This window comes from Acidovorax sp. 99 (assembly GCF_003096455.1).
Classification (GTDB): domain Bacteria; phylum Pseudomonadota; class Gammaproteobacteria; order Burkholderiales; family Burkholderiaceae_C; genus Acidovorax; species Acidovorax delafieldii.
In genome coordinates this window covers 2,821,284-2,837,583 of sequence record NZ_QEKU01000001.1, presented here as the reverse complement: position 1 = coordinate 2,837,583, position 16,300 = coordinate 2,821,284, and the positions used below count along the sequence as shown (strand labels likewise).

General features: G+C 66.6%; 14 protein-coding genes. All 14 read right to left on the bottom strand.

The window, feature by feature from the left end; all coding sequences use genetic code 11:
• Positions 1 to 20 precede the first annotated feature (20 nt).
• Positions 21 to 914: a 3-keto-5-aminohexanoate cleavage protein gene (locus tag C8C95_RS13255; RefSeq protein WP_116750280.1), complete on the bottom strand. Its 894-nt coding sequence runs from the start codon at positions 912 to 914 to the stop codon at positions 21 to 23.
• Positions 915 to 928: 14 nt separating this feature from the next.
• Complete coding sequence (locus C8C95_RS13250; RefSeq protein WP_116748891.1) at positions 929 to 2,101, bottom strand: acyl-CoA dehydrogenase family protein; 1,173 nt, start codon at positions 2,099 to 2,101, stop codon at positions 929 to 931.
• Complete coding sequence (locus tag C8C95_RS13245; RefSeq protein WP_116748890.1) at positions 2,098 to 4,032, bottom strand: biotin carboxylase N-terminal domain-containing protein; 1,935 nt, start codon at positions 4,030 to 4,032, stop codon at positions 2,098 to 2,100. Before C8C95_RS13245 ends, C8C95_RS13250 begins: the two co-directional genes overlap by 4 nt.
• Positions 4,029 to 4,832 (bottom strand): enoyl-CoA hydratase/isomerase family protein, encoded by an 804-nt coding sequence (locus tag C8C95_RS13240; protein ID WP_116748889.1) that lies wholly within the window; start codon positions 4,830 to 4,832, stop codon positions 4,029 to 4,031. The genes C8C95_RS13245 and C8C95_RS13240 overlap by 4 nt, the downstream gene beginning before the upstream one ends.
• Positions 4,833 to 5,003: 171 nt before the next feature.
• Positions 5,004 to 6,173, bottom strand: coding sequence for an acyl-CoA dehydrogenase family protein (locus C8C95_RS13230; RefSeq protein WP_056745356.1), 1,170 nt, complete (start codon positions 6,171 to 6,173; stop codon positions 5,004 to 5,006).
• A 53-nt stretch (positions 6,174 to 6,226) separates the two neighbouring features.
• Positions 6,227 to 7,357: a DNA alkylation repair protein gene (locus C8C95_RS13225; protein WP_116748888.1), complete on the bottom strand. Its 1,131-nt coding sequence runs from the start codon at positions 7,355 to 7,357 to the stop codon at positions 6,227 to 6,229.
• A 23-nt stretch (positions 7,358 to 7,380) separates the two neighbouring features.
• Positions 7,381 to 8,994 carry a carboxyl transferase domain-containing protein gene (locus C8C95_RS13220; protein ID WP_116748887.1) on the bottom strand — a complete coding sequence of 538 codons (1,614 nt, stop codon included), beginning with the start codon at positions 8,992 to 8,994 and terminating at the stop codon, positions 7,381 to 7,383.
• Positions 8,991 to 9,920 carry an SDR family oxidoreductase gene (locus C8C95_RS13215; RefSeq protein ID WP_116748886.1) on the bottom strand — a complete coding sequence of 310 codons (930 nt, stop codon included), beginning with the start codon at positions 9,918 to 9,920 and terminating at the stop codon, positions 8,991 to 8,993. Before C8C95_RS13215 ends, C8C95_RS13220 begins: the two co-directional genes overlap by 4 nt.
• Positions 9,921 to 9,948: 28 nt before the next feature.
• The gene (locus C8C95_RS13210; RefSeq protein ID WP_116748885.1) at positions 9,949 to 10,698 is read right to left on the bottom strand and encodes a TetR/AcrR family transcriptional regulator; all 750 of its coding nucleotides are present in this window, start codon (positions 10,696 to 10,698) and stop codon (positions 9,949 to 9,951) included.
• Positions 10,699 to 11,706: 1,008 nt separating this feature from the next.
• Positions 11,707 to 12,483: an enoyl-CoA hydratase gene (locus C8C95_RS13205; protein WP_099731277.1), complete on the bottom strand. Its 777-nt coding sequence runs from the start codon at positions 12,481 to 12,483 to the stop codon at positions 11,707 to 11,709.
• A 74-nt stretch (positions 12,484 to 12,557) separates the two neighbouring features.
• On the bottom strand, positions 12,558 to 13,430 hold the full coding sequence (locus C8C95_RS13200) for a thioesterase family protein (protein WP_116748884.1): 873 nt from the start codon (positions 13,428 to 13,430) through the stop codon (positions 12,558 to 12,560).
• 27 nt (positions 13,431 to 13,457) lie between these two features.
• Positions 13,458 to 14,348 (bottom strand): alpha/beta fold hydrolase, encoded by an 891-nt coding sequence (locus C8C95_RS13195; RefSeq protein WP_116748883.1) that lies wholly within the window; start codon positions 14,346 to 14,348, stop codon positions 13,458 to 13,460.
• Between the two features lie 218 nt (positions 14,349 to 14,566).
• Positions 14,567 to 15,766 carry an acetyl-CoA C-acyltransferase gene (locus C8C95_RS13190; RefSeq protein ID WP_116748882.1) on the bottom strand — a complete coding sequence of 400 codons (1,200 nt, stop codon included), beginning with the start codon at positions 15,764 to 15,766 and terminating at the stop codon, positions 14,567 to 14,569.
• Positions 15,767 to 15,778: 12 nt separating this feature from the next.
• Entirely contained in the window at positions 15,779 to 16,288 is a 510-nt protein-coding gene (locus C8C95_RS13185) for a DUF4442 domain-containing protein (RefSeq protein ID WP_116748881.1), read from the bottom strand.
• Positions 16,289 to 16,300 lie beyond the last annotated feature (12 nt).

The window sequence follows — 16,300 nt, the reverse complement described above, 5'->3', positions numbered from 1 at the left end:
GGCCGCTGGCACTGGTCAGGTTACCGCGGAGCACTCGACAAGCCCAGCAAGGTCCGCGCCTCCTGCGGCGAAGCCACCTCCCGCCCCGCGTTGCGCGCGTATTCCGCCAGCTTCTCAATCAACGGCCCGTTCGACTCCGCCTTGGTCCCATCCGGCAGATAGAACGTGTCTTCCAGCCCCGTGCGCAAATGCCCGCCCAGTTCGGCCACGCGCTGGTGCACGGGCCAGATCTCGCTGCGGCCGATGACGGTGGCTTGCCAGAGGGCATCCTTGATTTTCAGCTTGAGCAATATGGGCAGCAGGTCCGGGTCGGCGGGCATGCCGGATTCGACGCCCATCACAAAGTTGTATTCAGGCAGGCGCTCGGTGTACATGCCGGTCTGCACATACATCTCCACGCAGCGGACGATGCCCACGTCGAAGCATTCGAATTCGGGCAGCGTGCCGGTTTCCAGCATCACGTCGATGAAGTCCTTGACCTTGGCGGGCTGGTTGTCGAACAGCATGGGCGGCCAGGCCCAGGTGCCGTTGCTGCGCACCTTCAGGTAGTTGAGCGAGCCGGCGTTGCACGCGGCCATCTCGGGGCGGGTGGCGCGCAGGCAGTCGAGCGGGCCCTGGTAATTGGGGCCGACCACGCCGGTGGTCTGGTTGATGATCAAACCCGGGCAGGCCTCGCGCATGGCTTGCACGCAGTCGCGCGCCACCTGCGGGTCCCAGCTGGGCAGGTGGCCTTTGCCGGGCTCCTGGTTGCGAAAGTGCACGTGGACCACGGCGGCGCCTGCGTCGTAGGCGCGGCGGGCTTCCTTAGCCAGTTGCTCGGGCGTGACGGGCACGTGGTGCTGGCCGGGGTCGGTCAGCACGCCGGTGATGGCGCAGGTGATGATGGCTTTGTTGCTGTGGTCGGTGCTGTGCATGGTGCCTGTCTCCTTCAAATGCCCAGCTGACGCGCAGCCAGGTCTTTCATGATTTCTTCTGCACCGCCGCCGATCATCATGACCTTGACCTCGCGGTAGATGCGCTCGCTGACGGTGCCGCGCATATAGCCCATGCCGCCGAGAATCTGCACGGCCTGGTCGGCGCAGAACTGCATGGTTTGGGTGGCGTGGTTCTTGAGCAGACACACCTGCGCTACCCACTCGGGGCCGGTGCGGCCCGCGTCGGCCTGCGAGGCCACGGTTTCGCACCATGCGGCGGTGGACTGGATGCGCATTTGCATGTCCACCAGCTTGTGGCGGATGACCTGGTGCTCTACCAGCGCGGCGCCAAAGGTCTTGCGCTGGCGGGCCCAGGCCAGGGCTTCGTCGTAGCAGGCCTCGGCAAAGCCCAGGGCCGATGCGGCGAGGCCAAAACGTTCACCGTTGAAGTTGGCCATGATGATGCGAAAGCCCGCGCCCTCTTCGCCCAGCAGGTAGCGGGCGGGCACGCGCACGTTGTCGAAGCGCAGGTGGGCAGTGTCGGAGCACAGCCAGCCCATCTTGTCGAGGCGCGTGCGCGAGAGGCCTGCGCTGTGGCCGGGCATGAGCAGCATGGAGATGCCGCCACTGCCCTTGCTGCCAGCGTCGCCAGTGCGCACAGCCACCGTGATCCAGTCCGCGCGCATGCCGGAGGTGATGAACACCTTTTCGCCGTTGACGATGTACTCATCGCCCTCGCGCCGCGCAGTGGTCTTGAGCTGGGCCACGTCGGACCCGCCCCCGGGTTCGGTGATCGCCAGTGCGGCAATCTGCTCGCCCGCCAGCACGGGTGGGATGACCTCGGCACGCACGGCGTCGCTGCCATGCGCCAGCACGGGCGGCAGGCCGATGTTGTGCGACAGCAGGCTGGCCAGCACACCGCCGCTGGCGCCGTGGCGGCTGAGCGCGCGCCACAGCGGCAGGCGCAAGGCGTAGCTTGCGGGTGTGCCGCCGTGCTGCTCGGGGTAGCCCAGGCCCAGCAGGCCCAGGTCGGCCGCGCGGCGGTACAGGCTGCGGGGGAACTCACCGGCAGCGTCCCACGCATCCACATGCGGTGCGATCTCGGTGCGGGCAAAGCGAGTGACGGTGTCGGTGAGGGCGGTGCGGTCTTCGTCGCTCACAGAACTTGCATCGGTTGTGGCGGTCATGCGGGCGCTCCTTGCTTGGCGGGTGCAAAGCGGGCCAGCACCTGGCCGGGCGACACCTGCTGGCCGGGGGCCACCAGCAGCTCGGCCACGGTGGCGGCGGCGGGGCTGGCCAGGCTGTGTTCGAGCTTCATGGATTCGATGACCACCACGGTGTCGCCCGCCGCCAGCGCCTGGCCTGCGGCCACGGGCAGCGCGACCACCTTGCCGTTGAAGGGGGCGCGCAACTCCGTCGCACCGCCCGCCGCACCCGCGCGCGCAGCGGGTTCCCACGATGCGTCTTCCACCCAGCCATCCACGCCACCGGTTTGCCAGTGCCAGCGCCGGGGGCCCACCGCCACGCAATGCACACCGCGCTGGGGCAGCTGCAAAGTCACAGGCTCTGCCCCGGCCTGTTCCACCAGCAGCCGCCCACCGCCCAGCTCGCGCACGGCAATGGAGTGCACCTCGCCCTGGTGGCGCAGCCGCAGGGGCCTGGCCATCGCACAAGGCAGGTCCGACGGCGTATTTGAAGCAAAAATGGCCGATAGCGCCGAAGGAATATGCACTGATAGCTCACTATTTAATAGCAACCGCTGCAGCTCCTGGGCGTGCTCCGCCAGGAACGGCACCAGCGCCTGCCCACTGGAAAACACCGGGTGCTGCAGGCACGCCGCCAGAAACGCGCGGTTGGTGGGCAGGCCCAGCACGCGGGTGCCCTGCAGCGCGCGCAACAGGGCAGCAATGGCCTCGGCCCGCGTGGGCGCGTGCACGATGAGCTTGCCCAGCATGGCGTCGTAGTGGGGGGTGACTTCGGCGCCCTCTTCCAGCGCGTGGTCAAAACGCAGCACGCCCGGCACGGCCCGCTCAAACGCGATGGCAGGCGGCGCGCTGAAGTGCAGCACGCGGCCCGTGTGGGGGCGGAAATGTGCGTCTTCGGCACACAGGCGCACTTCGATGGCGTGGCCTTGCAGATGCACCTGATCTTGCGTGAGCGGCAGCGGCTCGCCCCGAGCCACTCGGATCTGCCACTCCACCAGGTCCAGCCCCGTGAGCGCTTCGGTCACAGGGTGCTCCACTTGCAGGCGGGTGTTCATCTCCATCAAGAAGAATTCAGCCCCATCCAGAAGGAATTCCACCGTACCCGCCCCCACATAGCCAGCGGCCTGTGCCAGCGCCACGGCGCAGGCGCCCATGCACTCGCGCAGCGCGGCGTCCACGGCGGGGCTGGGGGACTCTTCGATGATCTTCTGGTGGCGGCGCTGTACCGAGCAATCGCGCTCGCCCAGGTGGATGCACGCGCCATGGGCGTCGGCAAAGATCTGCACCTCCACATGGCGCGGCTGCAACAGCGCGCGTTCGATGAGCAGGTCGCCACAGCCAAAGCCCGCCAGTGCTTCGGACCGGGCGCTGGCGAGCGCGGCGGGCAACTGCGACAGGTCGGTGACCAGGCGCATGCCGCGCCCTCCCCCACCCGCCACGGCCTTGACCATGAGGGGCGTGCCGATGCGTGCAGCCTCGGCGGCAAAGCGTTCGTCGCTCTGGTCGTCGCCGGAGTACCCGGGCAAGCAGGGCACGCCGTGCGCATGGGCCAGGGCCTTGGCCCCCGACTTGCTGCCCAATGCGCGGATGGCGGCTGGCGAGGGGCCAATCCAGGTCAGGCCCGCATCGACCACGGCCTGGGCGAAGTCAGCGTTCTCGCTGAGGAAGCCATAGCCGGGGTGCACGGCATCGGCGCCGGTGGCGCGCGCTGCAGCCAGCAGCTTGTCGATGCGCAGGTAGGTGTCGGCGCTGGCCGCTCCGCCCAACGCCACCGCCTGGGTGGCCTCGCGCACATGCAGGGCGTGGGCATCGGGGTCGGAATAGACCGCCACCGTTTCGATGCCCATGCGGTGGGCAGTGTGAATCACCCGGCGAGTGATCTCGCCGCGATTGGCGATCAGTATCTTTTTCATGGCTTCGCACTCCAGGGCGGCGCCTTGCGCGCAGCAAACGCCGCCAGCCCTTGCGGAGCCTCGGGGCCACGCAGCGCCTGCGAAAAAGCAATTGCCGCTTCGTCCAGCAGTGCGGGCAACGGCGTTTCGGCTTGGGCCAGCAACAAGCGTTTGGTAGCGGCCAAGGCCTGCGGCGCTGCGGCGGCGTGGCGTGCGATGGCAGCCCGTACAGCCGCATCCATGTCGCCCTCCACCACGTCATCGACCAGGCCCAAGCGCTGGGCGGCAGCGGCATCCCAGCGCTCGCCGGTCAGCAAACACCGCCGCGCAGCAGACGGGCCAAGGCGCCGCACCACAAACGGTGCGATCTGCGCAGGCAAGATGCCCAGCGTGACCTCGGGCGTGGCGAACTGGGCGCTGGTGTGGGCCAGCACATGGTCGGCGCAGCACACCAGACCAAAGCCGCCACCCATGGCCGCCCCTTCCACCCCCACGATGAGCCACTGCGGCAGCGCGCACAGGGCTTGCAGCAGAGTGCCAAAGCGGCGGTTCATTGGCACCAGCGGGTCGGATGCGTCCGCAGCCAGGGGCTGGCCGATGGTCTTGGCAAAACCGCCCAGGCTTCCGCCCGCACAGAAGTGCCCACCGGCACCTCGTAGCACCACGCCACGCAGGTCGGCATCGGCCGCGGCCCATTCGCACGCGGCCAGCAGGGCGTCCACCATGGCTTCTGACAGAGCATTGCGGCAGGCAGGGTCGTTGAGCGTCCAGGTTTCCACGCTGCCGCTGGCCAGCGGCGCGCGGGTTATCTGTAAAGGCATGTCAGGTCTCCACCGTGCTGCGCGCTACGCACGACATACGAAACTGGCGCGGCCCAGTGCCAGGGCAGCCGAGCAAGGGCCGCCCCGCAGCGAGGGCTGCGTCCCCCTGCCCGCATTGCGCAGCAATGCGAGAGCGGGGGGAAGCGACGAAGTCGCTCAGGGGGGTGTTGCTCATCTTTTGGCGATGCCCATAAGCTTGGCGAGGATGCCCAGCATCACCTCGTCCGCACCGCCGCCGATGGACGCCAGCCGCCCGTCGCGGTACATGCGCGAGACCTTGTTCTCCAGCGTGAAGCCCATGCCGCCCCAGAACTGCAGGCAGGTGTCGGGCACCTCGCGGTTCAGACGGCCGGCCTTGAGCTTGGCCATGCTGGCCAGCTCCAGCACGTCCTGCCCGTTCACGTACAGATCGCAGGCGCGGTAGGTGAGTGCGCGCAGCGCCTCGACCTCGGTCTTGAGCTCGGCCAGCTTGAACTGCACCCACTGCTGGTCGGCCAGCGTGCTGCCAAACAACTTGCGCTCCTGTGCGTAGTCGATGGTCCACTGGATGCAGTGGTTCAGCGATTCGAGCGTGCTGGCGGCGCACCACAGGCGCTCTTCCTGGAACTGCTGCATTTGGTAGATGAAGCCCTGCCCTTCGGCACCGATGCGGTAGCGCTGCGGCACGCGCACTTCGTCAAAGTAGATCAGGCCCGTGTCGCTGCTGTGCATGCCAATCTTGCGGATCTTTTGAGCCACCTCGATGCCCTTGGTGAGCTTGCCGCCCGGGCCATCCCGCATGGGCACCATCACCAGGCTTTTGTTCTTGTGCACAGGGCCTTCGCCCGTGTTGACCAGCATGCACATCCAGTCGGCCTGCAGGCTGTTGGTGATCCACATCTTCTGGCCGGTGATCACATAGTCGTCGCCGTCCTTGCGCGCCACGCTCTTGATGCCCGACACATCGCTGCCCGCCGCAGGCTCGCTCACGCCGATGCAGCCCACCATGTCGCCCGCAATCGCAGGGGCCAGAAAGTTGCGCTTGAGTTCTTCGCTACCGTAGCGCGCCAGCGCCGGGGTGCACATGTCGGTCTGCACACCAATGGCCATGGGCACGCCGCCGCAGTGGATGTGGCCCAGTGCCTCGGCCATGGCCAGGCTGTACGAATAGTCCAGCCCCTGACCGCCGTATTCCTCCGGCTTGCACAAGCCCAGCAGGCCCAGGTTGCCCATCTTCTTGAAGACCTCGTGCGCGGGGAAGATCTCGGCCGCTTCCCACTCGTCCACGTGGGGGTTGATCTCTTCGTCGATGAAACGCTTGAGGGTCTTCTGGATCTCGCGGTGCTCGTGTGTGAACTGCATGGTGCTTGTCTCCTGCTGTTGCGTTTGTATGTTTGTCTGCCTGCAAACCTCGATCACGAAAGCTGAAACTGCCCCAGCGGCTGTGGCCGCCCGTTGAGCACCAGCTCCACCTGGTGCGCGCCGGGGTAGTGGGTGCGTGTGGTCATCTGCTGCAGCGACAGCGTCTTGCCCACCGCCACGGTGGCGCCGGGGGCGATGTCCAGCGTCTGCAGCTTGAACACCTTGGGCGCCGCGCCGCCGTGGGCCTTGACGTAGTGCACCTTCAGGTCCGCAAGCACGCGCTGGGGCAGGGGTGTGGGGTTGTGCAGTTCGGCCTCGATGCGCACCTTGTCGCCGATGCGTGCGCGGGCGGGAAGCACGCGCGCGGACCGCACGTCCAGCGCCACGGCATGGCCCACGCCCAGGGCATCGAGCGCAGCGGCGTCGCCGCGTTTGATGAGAAAGCGCAGGCCGTGACGCACCAGGGCCTCGCGCGGGGCGGGTGCGCCCTGCAGCCAGGTGCGCGCGGTGCCTACGGCGAGGTCGGAGTGGTCCTTGGCGATATCGCCCAGGTGGTTGGCGACCGAGCGGCGCACATAAGACGATGGATCGTCCTTGAGCGCATCGAGCAACGGCAGGGCCAGCTGCGGGTTGTTCTGGAATGCAGGCAAACGCGGCGCCCAGGGCAGGCGGGGCCGCGTGCCTTCACTCACCAGGCGGCGCACATGGGCGTTGCCGTCGTGCGCCCAGTCACGCAGCCGCGCGAGCGTGGCCTGTTGGTGGTGCAGCAGGTAAGGGCGTATGCAGAACTCGGCGGTAAAGCGCTGGGTGAGTGCATGCTGCGCAGCCATCGCTGCCTCGAAATGCGGCAGACCGTGTGTGCCGATGTAGATGCTGTGCGGCAGGTACAAAAAGGCGCTATGGGGGCGGCCACCCGCGTCGGGCTCACCGGCGGCATCGAGGCCCATCGGCGGGTCCATCGAATCGACCAGCACACCCAGCGCGCGCGGCACGTCTTGCGGCAGGTGTGTCTGCAGGGCCTGCGCAATGCGCTGGCCGCGCGCCATCAGCTCCAGCGATTCGTAGCCGGGCTGTACTTGCTGCAGAAACGCGGTGGTGTCGAACTTGCGCCACGCACGGCGCACCATGGCCGCGATGCGCGGGGGCACGGTGTCATTCAGCAAGTATTTGAGAGGCTCGGCCATCGCAGGGGTTGCGTGCGAAGCGCCTACATCCGCGCCACGCCAAAGCTCAGGGGCCGCAGCGTGCGGGCCTGTGCCTCGGCACAGGTGTCCAGGCAAAACGCCAGCACGGCCCGCGTGTCGCGCGGGTCAATCACGCCGTCGTCCAGCAGCAGGCCGCTGGTGTAGAACGCATCGGCCTGGGCCTCGAACATGGCGACGATCTTGTCGAACTGGGCCTGCGATTCGGCCGGGTCGGGCGTGATGCCTTTGCGCGCGAGCGCCGCCTCGGTCACGATCTGCATGGTGCGCGCAGCCTGCTCGCCGCCCATCACCGCTGTCTTGGCACCGGGCCAGCAGAACAGGAAGCGCGGCGCATAGCCCCGCCCACACATGCCGTAGTTGCCCGCGCCAAAGCTGGCGCCGCACTGGATGGTGATCTGCGGCACGGTGGCGTTGGTCACGGCCTGGATCATCTTGCTGCCGTGCTTGATCATGCCGCCCTGCTCGCTGTCCTTGCCCACCATGTAGCCCGTGGTGTTCTGCAGGTAGATGATTGGGTGGCCCAGCTGGCACATCCACTGGATGAAGTGCGTGGCCTTGTTCGCGCCTGCCACGTCGATGGGGCCATTGTTGCTGATGAAGCCCACGGCATGCCCGCCGATGCGGCCCTGCGCGCAAAGAGTGGCCATGCCGTAGCGTGCCTTGAATTCGAGCAGCTCCGAGCCGTCCACCAGCCGCGCCATCACCTCGCGCATGTCCACAGGTTGGCGCAGGTCTGCGGACATCAGGGACAGCAGATCGTCGGCGGGCAAGGTGGGGCCGGGTGTGCTGGTTCGTGGGGGCATATTCCACCCCAGCTGCGCGACCACATCGCGCGCCAGGCCAATCGCCTCGCGGTCGTCCCGCGCCAGATATTCGCCCAGACCCGAGACCGCCGTATGCATCTCGGCACCGCCCAGTTCCTCCTCGGTCGCGATCTCGCCCGTGGCGGCCTTGAGCAGCGGGGGCCCGGCCAGAAAGGCGCGTGAGCGGCCCTGCACCATGATCACCACATCCGACAAGCCGGGCATGTAAGCGCCGCCTGCGGTGCCCGAGCCGTGCTGCACGGTGATCACCGGAATGCCCGCCGCCGACAGCCGCGCGAGGTTGCGGAACAGCGTGCCGCCGTGCACGAAGCCCTCCACCCGGTAGCGCATCAGGTTGGCACCCGCGCTCTCCACCAGGTGGATGAACGGCAAGCGGTTTTGCAGCGCGATTTCCTGCACGCGCAAGATCTTTTCCAGGCCCATGGGCTGGATGGCACCCGCCTCGATGCCCGAGTCGCTGGCCACCACCATGCAACGCACGCCACTGACAAAGCCGATGCCCGCGACCATGCCGCCACCGGGCACGGACTTCTCGGGGTCCTTCACGTCCTGCAGGTAGCCCGCCAGGGTGCACAGCGGCAGCCAGGGCGCACCCGCATCCAGCAGCAGGGCCACACGCTGGCGCGGCAGCAGCTGGCCGCGTTTTTCAAACTGGGGCAGCGACCGGGCCGAGGCGGCGGCGGCACGCTCTTCCAACGCGCGCAGGGCGTCCAGTCGGGCCTGCAGCGCCGCGCGGCGCTGCGTGGCCTCGGCGCTGCCTGGGTTGAATCGGGAAGTGAAGACGGCGCTCATGCGGCCTCGGTCTTGGGGGTGTGGGAAGGCGCAAACACCTGCGGCACCTGCGCGCGGTGAAAGCCGTCAAATGGCCGCACGGCCGGGTGTGCAGCGGCAGTGGCACCAGGCGGTCGCTGCGGCCAGCCCATGCGCACCTGGGGCCGTGCGCCGTCCACCCGCAACGTGGTGCCGCTGATGAAGCTGGCTGCCGGGCTGAGCAAAAAGGTGATGGCCGCCGACACCTCGGCCTCGTTGCCAAAGCGCCCAAGCGGCACCGTGCGCGGCATGGCACGCAGCATGTCTGCCGCCTCGGGCGGGTAGTTGTCCATGCCGCTGGAGGCGATGTAGCCCGGCGCCACGGCGTTCACGCGCACACCGCTGTGCGCCCATTCCAGCGCTGCCGTTTCCGTCAAGCTGACCATGCCCGCACGGGCAGCGCCACTGTGCCCCATGCCCGGCATGGAGCCCCACATGTCGGCCACGATGTTGACGATGGAGCCGCCGTGCTGCTCCATCCACTGCCGATAACACTCACGCGCCATCAGAAATCCGCCCGTGAGGTTGGTGTGCAGCACGGCCTCCCAGCCCTTGGCGCTGATGGATTCGAGCGGCGACATGAACTGCCCGCCCGCGTTGTTGACCAGCGCATCGATGCGGCCCTGCGCAGCGATGATCTGCTGCACCAGCGCCACCACACCTTCTTCGGATCGGATGTCGCACACCTCGCAGGACACGCGGCCGCCATCGGCGGTGATCTCTTCGGCCACGGCCAGCAGCTTTTCTGGCTTGCGCCCGACCAGCACCACATGCGCGCCCAGGTGCGCCAGTTCGTGCGCCGTGCACCGGCCAATGCCCGAGCCACCGCCGGTGACCACCACCACCTGGCCCTGGAACAGGCCCGGAGCAAACACTGACTGGTAGGCGTTGCGCGCGGTGGGGGCCATGGTGACTCTGCCTTGATGGGGTTGTTTGTTATGAACGGATGAACAAGGCGAGTGCCTCGTCGGTGAGCGCGTCGAGCGATTTGCCCTTCTTGGGCGAGAACCATTGCACCGCCCAGTTGAGCGCCCCAAAGATGAACAGCCGCGCCACACCGGGCTCGGCCTGCAGCGCGCCCTGCTGTGCCAGCACTTCCAGCACCGGCATCCAGGTGGCCTCGTAGCTGTCCTTGATGCGGGCAATGCCCTTGCGCTGCGCAGGCGTGAGCGAACGCCACTCGTACAGCATCACCGGGATGAAGCTGCTGCGGGGCCCGAGCAGGATCTCGAAGTGGTGTCGGATGAGCGTGCGCAGCTGTTCGCGTGGTGTGGCTTGGGCAGGTAGCGCATCCAGCGCCTGCTGCTGGCTTTGCGCGGCCATGGTCATACCCTCGCTCATCACGGCGTAGAGCAGCGCGCTTTTGCTTTCGAAGTGGTAGAAGGGCGAGCCGCTGTGCATGCCTGCGGCCGCCGCAATGTCGCGCGTGCTGGTGGCGGCGAAGCCCTGGGTGCGAAAGAGCTTGGCCGCGCCGTCCATGAGCTTGCGACGGCGGTTGCCGTCGTCCAGTTCTTCTGCGGTCTTGCGGGGGCGGCCGCGGGGGCGGCGGGTGGTTTCTTCGGTGGGGGATTGTGTTGTGGTTGCCGAGTTGGCGTTGAGGGGCGCTACGGCCTTGCTGCGGGGGCGGGCCGGGGGCTTCTTGAGAGTGGGGGCGATGGCGCGGGTGCGCGGCACGGGTGAGTCCATGCAGGCACGATAGCAAAACTGTTTATTTTTAGCAAGCAAGTGCTTTGTAAAAATAAATGGCTTGTCTGATCGTGATTGCTACGGGTGCTTTTTGAGGTGAAGCGCCAGTATTGACTACCTGATTTGCTATGTGTTTGTAATCAAACGGCGTGATTGTGCGAAGGGTGGAGGCCGGGAGTCGCCCGGCGTGCGAGTAACTTTCTTTCGCGTCGCCGAAAGAAAGTCACCAAAGAAAGGGCGACCCTACTGCGCGCGTCCCTTCGCTGCGCTCCGGGCAACCTGCGATGCTCGCACAGAGGGTGCGCCGCAGAACTCACTGCGCGCTACGCGCTCCGTTCAAACAACTGCGGCAAGTCAGTGCACGAAGTGCGTGTGTCCTTCGGCACACGCACGCACCCCCTGCCCTGCGCTTCTCGGCACGCGCAGAAGGGAACCCAAAAACGGACATCCACACGGGCCATTGCTTCGCTGCGCTGCGCTCGGCCCCGTCTCGCGGGCGCAAGCGCCACGCGCTGCGCAAACTGGGCCGAGCGCAGCAATGGCCCGAATGGAAGTCCGGCTGTTCGGTTGTTTGGATGTTCGGCTGTCCACCCCCTGCTGGCTGCGCCTGCGGCGGGGCGGTTGTGGGGTGGCATGGGCGTCGAAGCGCCCATGCTTCGTGATCTGACTCGCCGTGGATGTCCGAGCGGCGCGCGCAGCGCAAAGCGAGTTCCACGGCGCACCCCGCAACCGCCCCGCCGCAGGTTTGCCCCTTCGCACAGCGAAGGGGTCGCAGACTGGGGGTCGCCTTTTCTTTGGTGACTTTCTTTTGGCGAAGCAAAAGAAAGTTACTCGCACGCCGGGCGACTCCCGGCTCCCGCACTTCACACGGGCATGCAGTCGCCACCCGCACAAAAGCTTCGACAGGCTCAACCCAAACGGACGGGGCGAGAACGAACTATAAAAACAATAGCTGCCAGCGCTTTATGTACAAGCGCCAGCAGCTCAAAATACCTCAGAACTAGCGAATCAAACCGCGCTGAAATCAGGCTTTCTCTTCTCCATAAAAGCCGAGAACGCTTCCCGCGCTGCCGGCTCGCGCAACATGCGCCCAAAGCTCTCGCCCTCTTCCGCCATCACCTCCAGCACCTTCGCCGTCTGCCCGCCCTTCATCAACCGCTTGGTTTCGATGAGCGACGACAACGGCTTGGCCGCCAGCTTCTTGGCCTGCGCCTGCGCCACTCCATTGCATTCGGTCGGCGGCACCACGCGATTGACCAGCCCCACTTCCAACGCGGCCTCGGCCATGAACGGCTCGCCCAACAGCAAGGCTTCCGCAGCGCGGTGGTACCCCAGCATCTGCGGCACCAGCAGGCTCGATGCGGCCTCGGGGCACAGGCCCAGATTGACGAAGGGCATGGAGAACGCCGCGTTATCGCCCGCATAGACCAGGTCGCAATGGAACAGCATCGTCGTGCCGATGCCCACGGCCGGGCCGCAGACCGAGGCGATCACGGGCTTGGGGAAGGTGGCGATGCCGCGCAGAAAACGGAACACCGGCGAGTCCTGCGTGGCGGGCGGCTGCTGCAGAAAGTCGCCGATGTCATTGCCCGCGCTGAAGATCGCCACATCGCCCTGGAACACCACCACGCGCACGCTGGCATCGGCCTTGGCGGCATCGAGCGCATCGGCCATGGCGGCGTACATGTCGCGCGTGATGGAATTCTTCTTGTCCACGCGGTTGAAGGTGATGGTGGTCACGCCCGCTTCGGAGTGGACGAGGATGTCTTGGGTGGCTTCGGTCATGGTGATGGAGGTTCCGGGTCGGATGGATTGGGACGAGAGGAATGCGGTACGGCGCAGGGCAACAGGCCGACTTCCTATTCCTTGTAGTAAACGATCTGATGGCTGGTGGCCAGCATGGTGCCAGCCTCATTCCACAGCTGCACGGTCTGGTCAAAGAAACCGTTGCGGAACTCCTGCCCGCGCGCCTGGCCGAGCAGGAAGCCCGTGCCCGTGGCCTGCAGCTGCTCTGCCGTGGCGTGGAAGTACACGGTGATCGACACCGTGCCCGCAGGCACCTGGCGCGCACGGCGCAGCCACACACGGGGGAAGAACACATCAGCCAATGCGGACAGCGCCACAAAGTCGAGCGGCCGGGATGGTGTGTCGCGCATCCACAGCTGCGTCAGGCTGTGATCGCCACTGCCGTCCCAGGTGCGCGGGATGAAGCCAGCGATGGGGCGCATCTCATAGCGGTTGAGCCACTCCACAGCGCCCAAGGGGGCGACGATGGCTTTTTGCTCTGCAGGTGGGGGCACCTGCGGCATGGGCACATCGCCCACGCTCCAGGTCTCGCGGCGCACGGCCGTGACGGCGGTGGCGGTGGTGGTGACCACCTGCGCGCCGTCGGCACCAGCCTGCAGGATCGACAGCGTCCAGTGCTGGGTGGAGCGATTGGTGCGAACCGGAGTTGCCTGCACCGTGAACGCACCAGCGGTCAAAGCGCCCGCATAGTTGACAGTGAGCGACAGCGGGTCGCCCAGCCGGTCGGGGTGCTGCAAGATGGCCTGCAGCAGCGTGGCAGCGGTGATGCCGCCAAACGGGCCGACCATGTTCCAGTAGCCGGGGTGGGTCTGCCCTTCATACTGGCCCGTCGCAGCGGACGAAGCCGTCAGTTGCAGCGCCTCGTCCAGCGGGTGGGTAGCGGAGGACGAAGACGCAGACGAAGAAGTGGATGAAGAGGAAGTCATGCTGCAAGTGTGCCGCGAAACGACCGCTCAGGCCGTCGTACCGGAGACTTCGCCGTGGGGCATTCCGCCACCGCCCAGTGCAGCCAGCGCAGCCGCTGCGCGCGGCCACAGGCTTTGGCGGAACTGGTCACGAAAGAAACCAAAGTGCCCGATGCGCCGCACCTGCAGGTCGGCCGGCGTGATGCTCTCCACCCGGCGCTCGGTGTTGGCGTACAGGTTCACCAGGTTGTGCGTGCCGCGCAAGGTCATCAGCTCGTCGTCCGCCATCGACAGCGCCAGCACCGGGAACCGCACCGCGCCATAACTCTGCGCCACCGCAGGCCCCTCAGCCCCCACACTGTAGGCGGGGTCCAGACACCAGCGCCGCCACTGCAGGATCACCCCCGCAGGCAGGTCGCCCACCTTCTTGAGCGTGCGCCCCGGAAAGTACCCGCACAGCCGCGTGGCCAGCGGCACCAGCACCCACCAGAAATACGGAACGATGCGCTTGAGCTGGGGCGCGTTATCGCGCCAGTAGCCGCTACCTGCGGCCACGCTGAGCAGGCCGTCAACCTGCTCGGGCTTCTTCAAGAGACCGGGCAACTGCGCGCCCAGACTGTGGCCCAGCAAATACAGCGGCTGCGACGGCAGTGCGGCCTTGGCGGCTGTGATCACCGCCTCGTAGTCCTGCGCCCAATCAAACAGATCCGCCTTCACATCGCGCATGGCGCCCTGCAGCGAATCGCCGTGGCCTCGGTAGTCAAACGTGGTGACCCGAAACCCCTGCTGCGCCATCCACAGCGCAAAGGCCTCGTAATACGACTGCCGCACCCCCATCGCGCCGCCGATCACGACACTGGCGCGCGGAGCGCGCTCGGGTTCGTAGACACGCAGTGCCAAAGACACTGCCCCGTTGACCTGCAAAGTTTGCTTGTTCATGTCTGTCTCCTTAGCTCAATGCCGATCTGCGCCGGCTTGAATGGAAAACAAAAACAGGCAGTGCACTTCCCCCTGCCTTCACACTCCGCCCTCAGGGGCGTAGCGAGCGGGATCAGCTGCTAGGCGGCCGGAGCGGAGGAACCGGAACGTACTTGAAGTACGTGAGGATTCCGAGCACCGCCCAACGACGCAGATGGCCCGCGCAGTAGCCAGCTAACTCACAAAGCTTCGATGATGCCGGCGGCACCTTGGCCGGTACCTACACACATCGTGACCATGCCGTACTTCAGCTTGTGCCGACGCAGCGCATGCACAACCGTCGCCGCACGGATAGCACCCGTCGCCCCCAGCGGGTGCCCCAATGCAATCGCGCCACCCATCGGATTCACGTTGGCAGGGTTCAGCCCCAGCGTGTTGATCACAGCGAGCGACTGCGCCGCAAACGCTTCGTTCAGCTCATACCAGCCAATGTCATCGCTCTTGAGACCCGCATACCGCAGCGCCGCAGGAATCGCTTCGATAGGCCCAATGCCCATGATCTCGGGCGGCACGCCGCGCGCGGCGTAGCTCACAAAACGCGCCAGGGGCGTCAGGCCAAACTGCTTCACGGCCTTTTCGCTGGCCACGATGAGCGCACCCGCACCGTCGCTGGTCTGCGAGCTGTTGCCCGCCGTGACGCTGCCGCGTGCCGCAAACACGGGCTTGAGCTTGGCCAGGCCTTCCAGGGACGTGTCGGGGCGCGGGCCTTCGTCCAGGCTCACGGTGCGGCGCTTTTCCACCACTTCGCCGGTAGCGAGGTTGGGCGAACGCTCCACGATTTCGAAGGGCGTGATTTCGTCGCTGAACTCACCGGCCTTTTGCGCCTTGATGGCGCGCAGGTGGGATTCGAGGGCGAACGCGTCTTGCGCTTCGCGGCTCACCTTCCACTGCTGGGCCACCTTTTCGGCGGTCAGGCCCATGCCATAGGCGATGCCCACGTTTTCGTCCTTGGCAAAAATCTCGGCGTTGAACGAGGGCTTGTTGCCGCCCATGGGCACCAGGCTCATGGACTCGGCGCCGCCGGCGATCAGCACGTCGGCCTCGCCCACGCGGATGCGGTCGGCGGCCATCTGCAGCGCGGTGATGCCCGATGCGCAGAAGCGGTTCACGGTAACGCCGCCCACAGGGTGGTCGAACGCCAGGCCCACCGCGATGCGGGCCATGTTCATGCCCTGCTCACCTTCGGGGAAGGAGCAGCCAATGATGGCGTCTTCAATCGCCTTGGGGTCCAGCGTGGGCACCTGCAGCATGGCGCTCTTGATGGCGGCGACCAGCAGGTCGTCAGGCCGGGTGTTCTTGAAATAACCGCGGCCCGAACGCCCGATGGGCGTGCGCGTGGCGGCGACGATGTAGGCGTCCTGGACTTGTTTTTGAGCCATGGTGAAACTCCTTCAATTCTTGGGGGGGCGGCTGGAAGGAACCCAGGCCCACGTAAATACACATTCGACCGGCTCCACACCGGCTTCGTCGGTCACGGTGACCTTCACATGCACCTCGCCCTTGTCGCTGGCCAACATGGCGGCGCGCTGCTCGGCGGTGAGCGTGGCCACGGCTTTGAGGCCGCCCGTGGCTCGCTTCTTGAACGCCATGGAGAGCTCCTTGGCCAGCGGCAGGCAGTCGTCGCGCACGTTCATGCCCACGGCCATGCCGGTGGCCGTTTCGGCCAGCAGGTTCATGGCCGAGGCGTGCACGCCACCGATGTGGTTTTGCACACGGTGCTCGTTGGCAAGATGCACTTCGACCCGTTCAGGCGTGAGCGACACGAACTTCACCCCGGCCGTGCCGGTAAAGGGCACGGCCCGGCGCAGGATGATGTTCTGCACGAAGCCGCGCATGAAGGCGGGGGCCTCGTCCAGGCGCATCAGCGAGCGCTGCAATTTGTTGGGGGCGTGTTCGCTCATGTCGGTCTACCG

Excerpts from the sequence above, each read along its gene's own strand:
- C8C95_RS13255 (WP_116750280.1), bottom strand. The coding sequence starts at position 914 with ATGCACAGCACCGACCACAGCAACAAAGCCATCATCACCTGCGCCATC.
- C8C95_RS13250 (WP_116748891.1), bottom strand. The coding sequence starts at position 2,101 with ATGACCGCCACAACCGATGCAAGTTCTGTGAGCGACGAAGACCGCACC.
- C8C95_RS13245 (WP_116748890.1), bottom strand. The coding sequence starts at position 4,032 with ATGAAAAAGATACTGATCGCCAATCGCGGCGAGATCACTCGCCGGGTG.
- C8C95_RS13240 (WP_116748889.1), bottom strand. The coding sequence starts at position 4,832 with ATGCCTTTACAGATAACCCGCGCGCCGCTGGCCAGCGGCAGCGTGGAA.
- C8C95_RS13230 (WP_056745356.1), bottom strand. The coding sequence starts at position 6,173 with ATGCAGTTCACACACGAGCACCGCGAGATCCAGAAGACCCTCAAGCGT.
- C8C95_RS13225 (WP_116748888.1), bottom strand. The coding sequence starts at position 7,357 with ATGGCCGAGCCTCTCAAATACTTGCTGAATGACACCGTGCCCCCGCGC.
- C8C95_RS13220 (WP_116748887.1), bottom strand. The coding sequence starts at position 8,994 with ATGAGCGCCGTCTTCACTTCCCGATTCAACCCAGGCAGCGCCGAGGCC.
- C8C95_RS13215 (WP_116748886.1), bottom strand. The coding sequence starts at position 9,920 with ATGGCCCCCACCGCGCGCAACGCCTACCAGTCAGTGTTTGCTCCGGGC.
- C8C95_RS13210 (WP_116748885.1), bottom strand. The coding sequence starts at position 10,698 with ATGGACTCACCCGTGCCGCGCACCCGCGCCATCGCCCCCACTCTCAAG.
- C8C95_RS13205 (WP_099731277.1), bottom strand. The coding sequence starts at position 12,483 with ATGACCGAAGCCACCCAAGACATCCTCGTCCACTCCGAAGCGGGCGTG.
- C8C95_RS13200 (WP_116748884.1), bottom strand. The coding sequence starts at position 13,430 with ATGACTTCCTCTTCATCCACTTCTTCGTCTGCGTCTTCGTCCTCCGCT.
- C8C95_RS13195 (WP_116748883.1), bottom strand. The coding sequence starts at position 14,348 with ATGAACAAGCAAACTTTGCAGGTCAACGGGGCAGTGTCTTTGGCACTG.
- C8C95_RS13190 (WP_116748882.1), bottom strand. The coding sequence starts at position 15,766 with ATGGCTCAAAAACAAGTCCAGGACGCCTACATCGTCGCCGCCACGCGC.
- C8C95_RS13185 (WP_116748881.1), bottom strand. The coding sequence starts at position 16,288 with ATGAGCGAACACGCCCCCAACAAATTGCAGCGCTCGCTGATGCGCCTG.